The following is a 14,158-nucleotide window of genomic DNA, read 5'->3' on the forward strand; positions in this document are numbered from 1 at the left end:
GAAGGCGGCCGCGCGCACCCATGAACCCGGGCAGGAGGCCGGGTACACCGGTGGCGGGGCGCGTGCGAACGACGGCGGACGCGGGCCTTAAACGAGAGGGGCTATCGGGGGATGGAGGATGTCATCCGCGTCGGCGGAGGACGGCTCCGAGGCTTCGGGTGCGAAAGGTGGCTCCCGGAACACGGAGTCCACCAGGCCCGGCAGCGGTACGGCGACGGCCAGGGGTTTCACGTGCGAGCAGCAGGCGCAGTCCACGCAGGTGGGGGCGCACTGGCCCTGCGCGTCGTCATCCGCGCAGCCCGTGAGGCATGTCTCCGCCTGCTGCGCCGGCCCGAAGGCATGCGCGAGCCCGCCCCCGATGGGAGCGAGCAGCATCAGGCAGATGAAGAGCCAGAGTCGGAGCACTGGAGCGGTCTTCTAGCACGCTCCGGTGCAAGTGCACACGTCGTGAGGGCAGGGCGGGCGGCGCGAGGAGCGCTGCTCAGCCGCCAATGCCCTTGCGCAGCCGGGCCCAGTCGAAGTTGGCCGCCGGGTCGTCCTTGCGGCCCTTGGGCACGGCCACGTCCTTGTGCCCGAGGATGTTCTTCATGGGCACGTCGTACTCCTGCTTCAGGTAGCCCACGAGCTTCGTCAGCGACTTGTACTGCGCCTCCGTGAAGGCCGTCTTGCCGCTGCCGTCGTTGACGATCTCGATGCCGATGGAGCGCGCGTTCACGTCCGTGGGCACGCCGTGCAGCTCTCCCTTGCCCGCGTGCCACGCGCGCTTGTCGTCACCGACCAGCTGGTAGATCTTCCCATCGCGGTCCAGCATGTAGTGCGCGGACACCTTGCTGTCCTTGTTGCGCATCCACGACAGGTCCCCGGTGCCGTTGTTGGTGCCGGTGTGGTGCAGCACGATGGTGTCGATGTCCGCGCCGTTGCGCGAGTCGCTGTTGGGCGAGGGCGCGCTGATGACCGCGGGCTTGGTGAACTTCCCGGGCTCCGTGGGCGGAGGCGTCGTCGTCTTGAGCGCCTTCGTCAGCGCCGCCGCCGTCTGCGTCCCGTAGTAGCCGGTGGCGGAGATCTTGTGGTCCGTCTGGAACTTCTTCACCGCCGCCTCGGTCGCCGGCCCGAAGGAGCCGGTGCCCGTGTTCATCTGCGCCTGCGTCATGTAGCCCAGCTTCACCAGCCCCTGCTGCAACTGCTTCACCTTCGCCCCGGAGTCACCCTTGCCCAGGCCGGCCGGAGGCGCCGTGAGGGCCGTGGACGCAGCGGCGGCGCGAGTGGGCGCGGCGGTGCGGGGGGCCGTGGCGGCGGTGCTCGCGGGCGCGGTGGCGGTGGCGCGGGTAGGCGTGGCGCGGACGGTCATGGTGTAAGATTCCAGGAATAGTGGATAGCTGCTGCTTTCGCGATTATCGGCCTCGTGTGCGGGAAGTTGTGTGCCGGAAGTGAAACGAACCGGTCAGCCGCCGGCGGCGCGGCGCGGAGACTCGGCGCGCCCGGCCACGTCGCCCCGCACCTGCGAGTACGGATCCAGCGGGTCCCCACCCAGCGCCTCCAGCGCCACCAGGGTGCCCAGGCCCATGCGCCGCGCGTGATCCAGCAGCAGGCGCGTCACCACGTGGTCCTCCAGCGCGTGGCCGGTGGAGTCGAACACCGTGTTGCGCTCGCGCCAGCCCTCGAACTCCTCCGGCTGCTGCACCACGGTGGCCAGGTCCGGGCCAATCTGGTCCGGGTGGAGCTGCTGGCACTCGCCCTCCAGGCGCGCCTGGGCGGGGAAGTCCGGCACGACGAGGCTGCGTCGCAGGAGCGCCAGGGGCAGCTCCGCCTTGCCCGGCTGGTCCGCGCCCACGGCGTTGACGTGCGCGTGTGGCCGGAGCGCGTGGCCGGAGATGACGGCCCCCGCGCCCGGGGCGACGGTGGTCGCGGTGCAGAGGATGTCCGAGCGCATCTCCAGGTCCGGCAGCAGCGTGGGCCGCACGTCCAGTCCCAGGAACGCCACGCGCCGCACGAAGGAGCGCGCCGCGTCCGGGTCGATGTCGTGCACCAGCACCTGCTCCAACCGGAACACGCGGCTGAGCGCATGCAACTGGGACACGGCCTGCGCGCCGCAGCCCACCAGCCCCAGCACCCGGCTGTCCGGTGACGCCAGGTAGCGGCTGGCCACCGCCGACGCCGCGCCGGTGCGCAGCGCCGTGGCGAACACGCCGTCCATCACCGCCACCAGGTGGCCCGTCTTCACGTCATAGACGCTGTGGGACGCGACCAGCGTGGGCAGCCCCGAGTCCCCCCGGTTGCCAGGGAGGGAGGCGGACACCCTCACGGTCAGACTGTCCCCGCGCCGCAGGGCGGGCATCCAACCCATCGTCCCGGAGGGGCGCGAGTCGCTCACCACCTGGAAGCCCTCCCGCTTGGGGACCTGCAGGACGGACTCGTCGAATTCCCGCAATGCCACGGTGAGCGCGTGGATGAGTTCGTCCATCAGGACGTCCAGCCCCACGCTCTCCACGAGCGTGCGCAAGTCAGTGGGACCGAGCAGGAGGGTGCGAGGAGCCGGGAGCGTCATGTGCGCGGAGTCTACGCCCCTGACAGGAATTGCAACGGGTCAGTTTTGATTTCGAATTCCTGTCTTGCTGTGGCTTTTGGATACAGGTGCAGGGAACAAGGTGGCGAGGGGGCCATGTTGGAAGCGGGCGCTCGAGAACCACGGAAACACGCCGCTCCAGCCGCTCCACCCCAACGCCCGAGTGAACGCCGCCTTGAAGCCCTCTGGTCCCAGGACGCCCGTACTCACCGCCGTCGCCGACCTGTCCCACCGCCGCGCAGATGAATCGCCGGATGCGCCTCGCGCGCGCGTCCTCCTGGTGGATGACACGCCGTCGAACCTGCTCGCCCTGGAGGCCATCCTGGAGCCGCTCGGCCAGCAGCTGGTGTCGGTGCGCTCTGGCGACGAGGCGCTGAAGGCGCTGCTGTTGGACGAGTACGCGTGCGTGCTGATGGACGTGCAGATGCCGGGGCTGGACGGCCTGGAGACGGCGCGACTGGTGCGCACCCGCGAGCGCACGAAGCACCTGCCCATCCTCTTCGTCACCGCGCTCAGCCGCGAGGCGGCCTACGTCACCCGGGGCTACGAATACGGCGCGGTGGACTACCTGCTCAAGCCCGTGGACCCGGACATCCTGCGCGCCAAGGTGTCGGTGTTCGTGGAGCTGTACCTGCGCGGAGAGAAGCTGCGGCAGCAGGCGCTGGAGCTGGCGGAGCGCCGGCGCGTGGAGGAGGAGATGCAGCGCGCGACGGAGCTCGAGCAGCAGCTGGTGGGAATCGTGGGGCACGACATCCGCACGCCGCTCGCGGCCATCCTCACCACGGCCAACGCCCAGTTGTCGCGCGAGGTGCTGCCGGACGCCCAGCGCAAGGCCTTCGAGCGCGTGGCCCGGGGCGGCGAGCGCATCCAGCGCATCGTGGACCAGTTGCTGGACTTCACCCGCGCGCGCGTGGGCGGCGGCATCCCGGTGGTGCCGGGCGCGGGCGACCTCAACGAGCTGTGCCGCAAGCTGGTGGACGAGCTGCGCGCGGCGAAACCCGAGCGCTCCATCCTGTGTGACTTCGCCCGCGACAGCCTCCCGGGCGTGTGGGACCTGGACCGGCTGGCGCAGGCGGTGGCCAACCTGCTGGACAACGCGCTCAAGTACAGCCCGAAAGACACGCCCGTGCGCCTGCGCACCTTCGAGCAGGGCGCGGACACCGTCTATCTGGAGGTCCAGAACGCCGGGGCTCCCATCCCCGCGCATCTTCTGCCCACGCTCTTCCAGCCCTTCCGCCGCGGCGACGGCGCGGACCCGCGCGAGAGCCTGGGGCTGGGGCTCTACATCGCGCGCAGCATCGTGGAGGCGCACGGCGGGACCCTCCGGGTGGAATCCACCCCGGACGTCGGGACGATCTTCTCTCTGTGTCTTCCGCGTCAGGCTTTGGTTGAGACGCGCGCGCACTCCGCGTGCGCGGGCGTCCCCGAGCCGATGACGGCTTGAAACACAAGGCGGCTCGCGTCACGGACAGCGCATTGCAGTGGTGGCTGATTACTCCAGGCAAAGCCATACAACAATCCATCCACATCAAAACCTCTCATAAGTTGAGGCAAGCATGTGGAGGGTTTGCTACAATGCCAGACGTCCGGGAGGCAGTCCGTCCGGGCGCAAATAGTGTCCGCTTTGGGGAGGGTGCGCGACAAATGAACGACAACTCGACGTGGATTCCCGTGGATGGAAGCGACCCGATGCGTGCGTGGGTGCGACGCCCCGCCTCTGGAACGGGTCCGGCCCTGCTGTTGCTGATGGTGGAGGCGTTCGAGGGAAACGCCCACCTGAAGCTGATGGCCGAGCGCTTCAGTGAAGAGGGCTACGTGGTGGTGGTGCCGGACCTCGCCTCTCGCGGGGAGCCCGAAGAGGTGGACCTGAAGCCCGTGGTGGCCTGGGCGCGTTCGCTTCCGGAGGTGGTGGGACTCCGGGGGAAGAAGCAGGTCGGCGCGCTGGGCTACGGGCTGGGTGGGACGCTGGCCGCGCAGCTGGCGGCGCACGCGCACGTGGACTGCGCGGTGGCCTACTGCGCGCCCGGCATGGAGGACGTGCTCGCCCAGGCGGGTGAGAGCGCGGCCCCCATGGTGCTCCACTACGCGGAGTGGGACGGCTTCGTGCCCCCGGCCGCGGTGGCGCGGGTGAAGCAGCACGTGAGCGTGGACGTGGAGCTGTACGTGTACCAGGGCGTGCGTCACGGGTTCTTCCGCGAGGGGTCGCCGGCCTGGAACCGCCCCTCGATGATGACGGCGCACACGCGCACGATCGCGCTGCTCAAGCGCGTGATGGGGCCGCGCTACGACCTGGCCGCGCTGTGGGACAAGCACACGGAGCTGGAGTTCGCCGTCCGGGACGCCGCCGCGACCATGAAGACCATGGTGGCGCACCCGTACGTCAACAGCGTCCCGGTGATGACGGGCGGCGTGGGCGCGGAGTACCTGCACCGCTTCTACGAGCACCACTTCGTGCACTCGAATCCCAAGGACACGAAGATGTCCCTGCTGTCTCGCACCGTGGGCGCGGACCGCGTGGTGGACGAGTTCATCCTCAGCTTCACCCACGACATCGAGATGGACTGGATGCTCCCGGGCATCCCGCCCACCGGGAAGTTCGTGGAGGCGGCCTTCGTCGCGGTGGTGAACTTCCGCGGCGACAAGCTCTATCACGAGCACATCTACTGGGATCAGGCGTCGGTGCTGGTGCAGCTGGGCCTGCTGGACCCCAAGGGCCTGCCCGTCACCGGCGTCGAGGCCGCGCGCAAGCTGCTGGATGAGACCCTCCCGTCCAACACCCTGATGGAGAAGTGGGACGAGAGCTCGCAGGACAGCCGCAAGGCCGGCTGACGCCGGGGTGACGCCCGCGCCCCGGGTTCGTCATTACCCAGGGCGCGGTGTCTGACTTTCAAGGGCTTTCGATGCGCGGAGCCATTGCGCCGGCTCCTCTGGAATGTCCACAATGAGCCACCTCGCTGGATGGTCCAGGGGGGCTTCGTTTCCCAGACTTCCTCTGGACTTGGCGCCGCTCTCGGATGCGACTCTCCCTTTCCCAGAAGCTCACGTTGGCGCCGCTGCTCGTGGCGCTGTTCTTCACCGTACTCTTCTTCGGGTACCTCATCCCGCGCGTCAGCTCCGCCTTCGAGGAGCAGGGCCGGGACGTGGGCGGCGCGCTGCCCGCGGCGCTGGCGGCCACGCTGCCCGCGGCGATGCCCGGGGGCCAGACGGAGGCGCTCCAGACGGTGCTGGAGCAGGCGGTGCGCCACCACCAGGTGGCCTACGTGGCCGTCTTCGACGGGACCGGGCAGATGCGCGCGGTGGCGGGCGAGTACGCCACGGCGATGCGGGAGCTGCGCGACCGGCTGGGCCGCGCGCAGGGTGAAGCGACGTTCTACGTCCGCGACGCGGAGCTGCTGGACGTGAGCTCGCGCTTCGCGAACGGGGCGGGCACCGTGCACGTGGGCTTCAACCGCACGGCGGCGCGCGCGCAGGTGCGGGCCATCACCACCGGGGTGAGCGTGGTGATCATCCTGGCGCTCTCGCTCTTCGTCGTGGTGGGCATCCTGCTGGCGCGCCGGGTGGCGGCGCCGCTGGTGCAGCTGACGGAGGCGGCCCAGCGCATCGCGGAGCACGGCGACCTGCGCGAGACGGTGCGCGTGGACGGCTCCGACGAGGTGGCCCAGCTGTCGAAGGCCTTCAACATGATGGTGTCCAAGGTGAAGGACCTCTTGCAGCAGCTGCAGGGCTCGTCGGACCTGCTGCGCGGCTCGGTGGACCACCTGAACGACTCCGCGAGCCGGCAGAACGAGATGGTCTCCCGCCACGCCGCCGCGCTCCAGGAGACGCAGGTGACGGCGCAGGAGATCCGCCAGACGTCGGTGGTGGCGTCCCGCGCGGCGGAGACGGTCATCGACGTGGCGGAGCGCGCGGAGGTGCTGGGCAAGACGGGCGAGATCGCCATCACCGAGAGCATCGAGGGCATGGTGGCCCTGCGTGCGCAGGTGGAGCAGATCGCCGAGCGCATCATGGCCCTGGGCGAGCGCACCGAGCAGATCTCCGGCATCACGGAGACGGTGAAGGACCTGGCGGACCAGTCCCACCTGCTCGCGGTGAACGCGGCCATCGAGGCGGCGCGCTCCGGGGAGCACGGCAAGGGCTTCGCGGTGGTGGCCCGGGAGATCCGCGGTCTCGCGGACCAGTCCATCCGCGCGACGAACCAGGTGCGCGGCATCCTGGCGGACATCAGCACCGCCATCTTCGCCACGGTCGAAATCACCGCCGCGGGCACGCAGCGCATGGAGACGGGCCTGGCCCAGGTGCGCACGTCCGGGGACACGCTGCGCCAGCTGTCCTCCATCGTCCGGGACAGCGTGGTGTCCGCCCGTCAGATCTCCAACACGGTGAACCAGCAGGCCACCGGCATCGAGCAGATCTTCACCGCCGTCAACGAGCTCAACACGGTGATGGGCGACACGGTGAAGCGCATCGCCACCACCAGCGAGTCCGCCGTGTCGCTCAAGCTCCTGTCGGAGCGCGTGGCGGCGATGGTGCGCGACTACCGGCTGTAGCCGGGCGGAGGCGGGGCAGGAACCGCTCCACCACCTGGGCCACGGTGCGCGTGGTGGCGGCGCCGGGTTCGTTCACCCGGGCCGCGAGGAAGGCGGCCCCCAGCCGGGCCACCGACGACACGACGAAGAGCACGTGCAGGTTCACCCAGAGGTGGCCGCCCAGCATGAACTGCTGGGGCACGCGTGCCGCCAGCGCCCCACCCAGGGCCGCCGCCGCCGCGTAGGCCAGCCCGCCCGCGGTGGCGAACGCCGCCAGGTAGAAGGGCCGGCCGTGGCGCGGCGCCACCGTGAGGGGCAGCGCGAAGATGGCCAGGCCGTGGCCGCTCCACAGCGCGCCCGCCAGGAGCACGTCGAACAGCAGCGGCCAGAGCGTCCCCGCGGAGGGCAACAGCCACAGCATGGGGATGGCGCTGATGCCCAGCGAGCAGAGCATCAGCACCGGCTGCGCGCCCAGCCGGTCGATGGCGCGGCCCCACAGGGGCGCCGTCAGCACGCGCACCCCCGCCACCGCCGCCGCGTGCAGGGCCATGATGACGAAGGTCATCTTGAGGTTCTGCAGGCTGTGCAGCGCGAAGAAGGGCGCGGACACGCCCACCGCCGCGTTCCACGCCACCTGGTACAGGAGCACCCGCCGGGCCCCGTCGTCCTTCCAGGGCAGCAGCGCCGCCTTGAGCTCCAGCTTCGGCGCGGTGCCCGGGGGCGCCGGGTCATGCTGCGCGGCCATCATCAGCGTGGTGACGACGCCCATGACGCACGCGGCGAGCGCCAGCAGCGGCAGCGCCATGCCCACCCCGTCCAGCCCCTTCAGCCGGTCCATCAGCAGTCCCGCGGTGAGCGACGCGCCGGTGCCCATCAGCGTGGTGAGCGCGGTGCGCTTGCCGAAAAAGCGGCCCCGCACGGCGCCGGGGACGAGCTCCCCCATCCACGCCACCCACGCGTTGTTGCCCACCACCGCCAGCACCGCGGACGCCCCGGCCACGGCGAGCAGCAGGTGCTGCTGCCCCTCCAGGGACAGGCCCAGCCACGGCAACAGCGCCAGGGGCAGCAGGGACAGGCGGGACAGGCACACCGCAGTCAGCGCCACCCGCCGGTGACCGAAGCAGAGGGTGAGCCAGGCGGCGGGGAACTGCACGAACTGCGCGAAGAACGGCAGCGCCGTCATCACGCCCACCAGGAAGGGCCCCAGCTTCAGCGCGATGGCCCACGCGGTGAGCACGGTGGGACCCGCGCACGCGGTGAACACCTCCGCGAACATCCCCTCCACGATGGACACCTTCAGCGACGCCCTCAGGCGCCGGTGCAGGGGCGGCCCCGGTGGCCGTCCGGCGGCGGAGGGGCCCCCAAGAGGGGCGCGGACGAGCCGGGCAGCGAGGCGCCAGGGCGGAAGAGGGGGACGCCGGTGGCGAGGGAAGCGAAGCTCTGGACGAGGCGGCGACGGAGGGCGGCGGACACTGGGATTCGTTTCCCACGGGCTCGCATTCCCTCTCAATCGGACCTCCAAGGAGTCTCCCGGGCCCGGCCGGACACCAACCGGCCTTATTCGTCGCTTTCCGCTGACTGTCCGCCCGCTTGGTGGGCAGGAGGGATTCAGGTGCAGTTCACGCGGTCTTGAACTATATGAACGGCCCGGAAGGAGACCGCGCACATGGATGTCGCTCACGAGCTGACGGAGTTTCTGGGGCAGGTGGAGCAGCGTCTGACCGAATTGCTCGCGGATGGCGACGTCGGCCCGGACGTGAAGGGCGACACGCTGATGGATGCGGCGCGCCATCTGTGCCTGGGGGCCGGGGGCAAGCGGGCCCGCCCCATGCTCGTCCGCCTCTTCGGTGGCGTGGTGGGAGTGCCGGCCGCCCGGCTGGTGGATGTGGGTGTGGCGGCGGAGATGATCCACTCGGCCAGCCTGCTGCATGACGACGTGGTGGACGCGGGCATGTTCCGCCGGGGCCGCCCGACGGTGAACGCGCGCTGGGGCAACATCGTCGCGGTGATGAGCGGCGACCTCATCCTGTCCACGGCGCTGTCGCGGCTGTCCCTCCTGGACGCGCGCCTGGTGCAGAGCGGCCTGGCCATCGTCACGGAGATGACCCGCGCGGCCATCGCGGAGGTGGAGGCGCGCGGCGACATGAACCTGCCGCTCACGCGGCTGCGCTACATCGCCGAGGGCAAGACGGGCTCGCTGTTCGGCTGGTGCGGCAAGGCCGCGGCGACGCTGGCGGATCAGCCGGAGGCGCAGGCGCGCTTCGACGCGTTCGGCCGGCACCTGGGCGTGGCGTTCCAGATCGCCGACGACATCCGGGACATCCTGGGCACGGACGTGGGCAAGCCCCGGTACGCGGACGTGCACTCGCGCACGCCGTCGCTGCCCATCCTGCTGGCGGTGTCGCGGGACGAGTCCCTGCGCCGCAAGCTCAAGGACGCGTGGGCGTTCTCCGTCATCACCCCGGAGCGCACCCGGGAGATTGGCGCCGCCATCGAGGCCACCGGCGCGGTGGAGGCGTCCATGGAGAAGATGAACGTCGAGATCGAAGCGGCGCTCGACAAGCTGGGGCCCTTCGCGAACGACGCCGCGGGCGCGGAGCTGATGAGCTGGGCGCACCGGCTGTCGGAGGGCATCGCGGAGCAGGTGAAGGGGCGCGCTGCATGAAGGGCTACCTGTGGACAGGGGGGGATCCCGGGAGCCAGAAGACCGTCGCGCCGCCGGTGAATGGCCGGCTGGCGCCATGGGAAGCCATCGCGGTGGAAGCGGTGGGCAACGTCATCGAGTTCTGGGGCTTCAAGCGCAACCAGGGCCGCGTCTGGGGCCTGCTCTACCTGCGCGGTGAGCCCCTGACCGCCGGCGAGATCGAGCGCGAGCTCGACCTGTCCAAGGGCGGCGTGTCCATGCTGCTGCGCGACCTGGAGCACTGGGGCGTCATCCAGCGGGTGCGCGTGCCGCAGGACACGGTGTGGCGCTACGCGGCGGAGACGGACCTGGTGCGGATGGTGACGCACGTGGTGGAGGAGCGCGAGGCGGCCTTCGTCACCCGCATCCGCGCGGACCTGTCCGAGGCGCGCCGGTTGGCCGAGGGCGCTGGCGGCGTGCAGGCGGAGAAGCTGCGGCGGCTGGAGCGCATGGCCGTGCTGGCCGACCACGTGGAGCGCGCGCTGCGGCTGTTCATCAAGACGTCGCGCCTGGACGTGGGCGGGGTGCTGGGCGCGTTCCGCGACGGCGCCCTGGCTCGTACCAAGGGCGAGCGGTAGAGGCGGGAGGACACGCAATGGATTCGCACTACGACCAGGTGATGAAGGCGCGCGAGCAGGCGGACGCGAACGCGCCCCGGCGCTACTTCGCGTACTCGACCATCCTGGACCGGGCCGCCTTCGACGAGTGGAAGCACCAGCACAGCTACGGCTTCTTCGAGCTGCCGGAAGGCCGGCTCGCCGAGGCGCTGGACGTGGACCTCGTCTATGACTTCCCGTCGCGCTGGTGGGGCGGCCGGGTGGCGGGCCTGACGGACGCGCCGGGTGCGCGGGTGTACGGCCGGCTCTTCGAGATCCCCGGCAAGGACTGGCCCATCGTCCAGCACAAGGAAGGCTTCGTCACCAGCATGTGCGTGGAGCGCACGGTGCGCGTGCGCGTGGATGGCCAGGAGGTGGAGGCCACCGCGTTCGTGACCAACCCGCGCCGCGCGTCGTCGGACGGTCCGGTGAGCCCGCGCTTCGTGGAGGCGCTGGTGCGCGGCGCGAAGAGCGCGGGGCTGCCCGCGGACTACGTGGAGAAGCTGGCGCGCGGCGAGTCCCGCTGAGTGATGGCCAGGCGGTCGGGGCGATGCGGTAGCGCGCCCCGGTCTGGTCGTCATTGACGTTCCGGCCCCACACCTCCCCAATGTCGATGAACGTCAGGCCCAGGGCGCCAGGTGCGCCTGGGCCCTGATCCGTTTTTGCCCGACGCGGCGCGGTCCGCCCTGGTGCACGGAGGCGAGGGCCTCCGGCGGGTGTTTGTCCACGTCCCCTGAAATCACCTTGCCGGACTTCCCTGAGCCGTCGTCGGCCTGATGGGATGTTCAGTGAGTTCCGCGCGTCGAGCGGGGGCCCCCGCATGCCCTTCGGAGCCTTCTCCTGCGTTATCCGGAGGCGCCAGGTGACACGCTGCCGACCCGCGTCCATCACGCCTGAGCCCGAAGGCGCTGGCCGGGTTGGACTTGCCAGGGTCCTCTTTTTTCCAGCCGCGTTTTCCGACTGAACCGGACCTGAACAAACCTTCAGCCAGTTTTTTCCGCCCCCTGAGCACCCCTGAACGGACCTGAACAAACCTTCAGGGAGTTTTGCCGCATCGGCAAATGGTCATGCCTACATGAACAAAAGGGCAGCCAGTCGTCCCCGGGTGATACATGAAACAAATAAAGACATATGCATGTAATTGATTGCATTGTTTGTCTTTGTTTTGCGTGTTTCATGTCTGTCTTTGGATTGTTGACCACTGGCCTCCGGATCAGAACGGCATGGACCGGGCTTGACGGCGGAAGGGCGTTGTGGCCTCATGAATTTGATTTCGATAATCAAAATCAACTGGAGGACGCGATGCTCGGTCAGGGATGCTGCAGGGCGGTGCTGGCGCGAGGCCCGTGCGCTGAAGTGACGCGGTGCAGCTGTGGGCATATCCATCTGGCGGTGGGGCCGGTGACGCTTCGCCTGGAGGAGGACGTCCTGCGCGCGCTGGGCCACACCCTGGTGGAGGCCATCCACCAGTTGGAGTTGCCGCACGCGCCCGCGCACGAGGCGGAAGCGCAGGAGCCGGCCCCCTCCGCTGCCCATGGGGCGCCCACCGGAGGGTGGAAGCAGTGAGCAGCGTCCGGGGGACGATCCGCTGGGGCGGCTTCGAGCGCTCCGCGCGGGACAAGCGCCTGTCGTCCGCGTCCACGGCCCCCGCGGGCCTTCCGTCCACGCAGCGGCTGTCGCTGCGGCTGGAGGAGGGGACGGGGATCGCCCGGCGCCAGGCGGAGCAGTCCACGTTCCTGGAGGCGCTCTTCCACGGTTCATGGAACGGCGGCGTCTATGGCCAGTTCGTGCGCGCGCGCCACTACGTGAACCACCTGCGCCAGCTGCACGTCGTCTACGAGGCGCTGGAGTCCGTGCTGCCGGCGCTGAAGGACGGCCCGCTCACGCGCGTGCTGCGGCTGCCGGAGCTGCGGCGGGCCTCCGCGCTCCTGGCGGATCTGGACTGGTTCTGCGGCGACACGCGCACCAGGCCCTTCGCCTGCGCGGAGACGCGGCTGCACGCCGAGCGGATCCGCGAGGTGGCGGCGGAGGTCCCGCACCTGCTCATCGCCCATGCCTGGGCCCGCTGCGTCCAGGACCTCTACACCGCGCCCCGGCGCTCGGAGCTCATCGCGCGGGCGTTCGAGCTGGAGAACGGCCGGGGCACGGCCTTCTACAACGCGGTGTCCGCCGCGGAGCTGCTCGCCTTCCAGGGCCGGCTCGTGGCCCGTCTGGACGAGGTCTCGCTGACGGAAGGGGAGGCCCAGGAGGTGGTGCAGGAGGCGCGGCTGGCCTTCCGCATCCAATCGCTCATCTGCGACGAGCTGGCGCGGGACGCGCCGGAGCTGGATGGGCTGGGCGGTACCCCTGGGTAGGGTTGCCCCAAACCCACGGAGGAGGTGGTCCGACCCACCGGCCCGCCTCCTCGCCTGGGAGGGCGATGTGCCGTTTCGTGACAGGCACGTTAGGATGGCGGAACGTGACACTCCAGATGACCTCTCCCATTGATCGCCGCGCTTTCCCTCGCATCCACGCGCCCCTCTACTCGCGCCCCGCGCGCATGAAGGTGGGCGACAAGAAGCAGGTGCTCGACGTCAGCCTCGGGGGCGCGCGCATCTACTCGGATGATCCGCAGGACGTGGGCTCGCGCCTGGATCTGGAGCTGTTCCTCCCGGACGGCAGCTCGCTGGAATGTACGGCGCGCATCGTCTGGGCCATCAAGTTACCCAAGGACGCCGTGGCCCGCTTCGAGGTGGGCCTGTCCTTCATCGACGTGCCAGAGCCCATCCTGGCACGCCTGAAGACCGTCCTCGTCGCCGACGAAGGCTGAAGCCAGCGCTACGCCGCCGACGCGCGGTCCAGCTCGCGCAGGTCGTCCGCCTCCAGCTTCAAGGAGAAGGCCCCGAGCAGCTCCTTCACCTGCGGCACGGACGTGGCGCTGGCGATGGGGACCTCCACCGTGGGCCGCGTCGCAAGCCACGCGAGCGCCACCTGCGACGGCGTGGCCCCCCGGCGCTCCGCCACCTTCTTCAGCGCGGCGACGACGCCCCAGCCCTTCGCGTTGCCGTACTTCTTGAGCACGTTGCCCGCGCGCGGTGACGACGGCGCCGGTTGCCCCTCCTGGTACTTGCCGGTGAGGAAGCCCGCGGCGAGTCCGAAGTAGGGCGCCACGGCCAGGCCTTCCTTCTCACTCACCTGCTGGAGCGCGCCCTCGAACTTCGGGCGCTCCACCAGGTTGTACTCCGGTTGAATCACCTGGTAGCGCGCGAGCCCCAGCCGCTTCTGCGTATCCAGCGCCGCTTGCGTGCGCTCCGCGGTGTGGTTGCTCAGGCCCAGCGTCTTCACCTTGCCCGCCTTCACCAGCGCGTCGAAGGCGCGCAGCGTCTCCTCGAGGGGTGTGTTCGGGTCGTCGTAGTGCGCGTAGTACAGGTCGATGCGCTCCACGCCCAGGCGGCGCAGGGACGCGTCCACGCTCTTCTCGATGTGCTCGCGCGTGAGGCCCTTGCCCAGCGCCGTCTCCGCGCCGACCTTCGTGGCCACCACCAGGCGGTCCTTCGCCTTGCGCGAGGCGATCCACTTCCCCAGCACCGTCTCCGATTCGCCGCCCACGTGGCCGGGGATCCACCGCGAGTACACGTCCGCGGTGTCCACGAAGTTGCCGCCACCCTCCACGAACGCGTCGAGCACGGCGAACGAGGTCGCCTCGTCCGCCGTCCAGCCGAAGACGTTCCCGCCCAGACACAGCGGGAACACCTCCAGGCCCGTCGCTCCCAGCTTCCGCTTTGCTCCTGCCGCCATGCCCCGGTCCTTT

The 14,158-nt window shown here is 70.1% G+C and carries 14 protein-coding genes; 9 read left to right on the top strand and 5 right to left on the bottom strand.

Going from position 1 to position 14,158, the window contains the following annotated elements; genetic code table 11:
- Positions 1 to 87 precede the first annotated feature (87 nt).
- From ACX114_RS19210 to ACX114_RS19220, 3 genes are all read right to left on the bottom strand, one after another.
- Positions 88 to 405 carry a hypothetical protein gene (locus ACX114_RS19210; RefSeq protein WP_459299786.1) on the bottom strand — a complete coding sequence of 106 codons (318 nt, stop codon included), beginning with the start codon at positions 403 to 405 and terminating at the stop codon, positions 88 to 90.
- 76 nt (positions 406 to 481) lie between these two features.
- Complete coding sequence (locus ACX114_RS19215; RefSeq protein WP_459299788.1) at positions 482 to 1,348, bottom strand: peptidoglycan recognition protein family protein; 867 nt, start codon at positions 1,346 to 1,348, stop codon at positions 482 to 484.
- Positions 1,349 to 1,441: 93 nt separating this feature from the next.
- The gene (locus tag ACX114_RS19220; RefSeq protein ID WP_459299790.1) at positions 1,442 to 2,545 is read right to left on the bottom strand and encodes an ornithine cyclodeaminase family protein; all 1,104 of its coding nucleotides are present in this window, start codon (positions 2,543 to 2,545) and stop codon (positions 1,442 to 1,444) included.
- A 193-nt stretch (positions 2,546 to 2,738) separates the two neighbouring features.
- Between ACX114_RS19220 and ACX114_RS19225 the strand changes: the two genes are divergently transcribed.
- The 3 genes from ACX114_RS19225 to ACX114_RS19235 all read left to right on the top strand — a co-directional run bounded on the left by ACX114_RS19225 (position 2,739) and on the right by ACX114_RS19235 (position 7,110).
- On the top strand, positions 2,739 to 4,007 hold the full coding sequence (locus ACX114_RS19225; RefSeq protein ID WP_459299792.1) for a hybrid sensor histidine kinase/response regulator: 1,269 nt from the start codon (positions 2,739 to 2,741) through the stop codon (positions 4,005 to 4,007).
- 200 nt (positions 4,008 to 4,207) lie between these two features.
- Entirely contained in the window at positions 4,208 to 5,392 is a 1,185-nt protein-coding gene (locus ACX114_RS19230; RefSeq protein ID WP_459299794.1) for an alpha/beta fold hydrolase, read from the top strand.
- Positions 5,393 to 5,577: 185 nt separating this feature from the next.
- Positions 5,578 to 7,110, top strand: coding sequence for a methyl-accepting chemotaxis protein (locus tag ACX114_RS19235; RefSeq protein WP_459299796.1), 1,533 nt, complete (start codon positions 5,578 to 5,580; stop codon positions 7,108 to 7,110).
- On the opposite strand, the gene ACX114_RS19240 is transcribed toward ACX114_RS19235, so the two are convergent.
- A complete protein-coding gene (locus ACX114_RS19240; RefSeq protein ID WP_459299798.1) occupies positions 7,058 to 8,383 on the bottom strand; it encodes an MFS transporter in 1,326 nt (441 codons plus the stop codon). The genes ACX114_RS19235 and ACX114_RS19240 overlap by 53 nt on opposite strands.
- A gap of 372 nt (positions 8,384 to 8,755) precedes the next feature.
- Here ACX114_RS19240 and ACX114_RS19245 point away from each other — a divergent pair, with 372 nt between their 5' ends.
- From ACX114_RS19245 to ACX114_RS19270, 6 genes are all read left to right on the top strand, one after another.
- Positions 8,756 to 9,754, top strand: a complete 999-nt coding sequence (locus ACX114_RS19245) for a polyprenyl synthetase family protein (protein WP_014397151.1) — start codon at positions 8,756 to 8,758, stop codon at positions 9,752 to 9,754.
- A complete protein-coding gene (locus ACX114_RS19250) occupies positions 9,751 to 10,350 on the top strand; it encodes a GbsR/MarR family transcriptional regulator (RefSeq protein ID WP_459299800.1) in 600 nt (199 codons plus the stop codon). Before ACX114_RS19245 ends, ACX114_RS19250 begins: the two co-directional genes overlap by 4 nt.
- A 17-nt stretch (positions 10,351 to 10,367) precedes the next feature.
- Positions 10,368 to 10,895 carry a gamma-glutamylcyclotransferase gene (locus tag ACX114_RS19255; protein WP_120590935.1) on the top strand — a complete coding sequence of 176 codons (528 nt, stop codon included), beginning with the start codon at positions 10,368 to 10,370 and terminating at the stop codon, positions 10,893 to 10,895.
- Between the two features lie 775 nt (positions 10,896 to 11,670).
- Positions 11,671 to 11,934: a hypothetical protein gene (locus tag ACX114_RS19260; protein ID WP_206794976.1), complete on the top strand. Its 264-nt coding sequence runs from the start codon at positions 11,671 to 11,673 to the stop codon at positions 11,932 to 11,934.
- On the top strand, positions 11,931 to 12,722 hold the full coding sequence (locus tag ACX114_RS19265; RefSeq protein WP_459299803.1) for a biliverdin-producing heme oxygenase: 792 nt from the start codon (positions 11,931 to 11,933) through the stop codon (positions 12,720 to 12,722). Before ACX114_RS19260 ends, ACX114_RS19265 begins: the two co-directional genes overlap by 4 nt.
- Before the next feature lie 104 nt (positions 12,723 to 12,826).
- On the top strand, positions 12,827 to 13,177 hold the full coding sequence (locus tag ACX114_RS19270) for a PilZ domain-containing protein (RefSeq protein WP_459299805.1): 351 nt from the start codon (positions 12,827 to 12,829) through the stop codon (positions 13,175 to 13,177).
- Positions 13,178 to 13,185: 8 nt separating this feature from the next.
- Here ACX114_RS19270 and ACX114_RS19275 read toward each other — a convergent pair whose 3' ends face one another.
- Positions 13,186 to 14,145: an aldo/keto reductase gene (locus ACX114_RS19275; protein WP_459299807.1), complete on the bottom strand. Its 960-nt coding sequence runs from the start codon at positions 14,143 to 14,145 to the stop codon at positions 13,186 to 13,188.
- Positions 14,146 to 14,158: the final 13 nt, after the last annotated feature.

This window comes from Corallococcus sp. M7 (assembly GCF_054512695.1).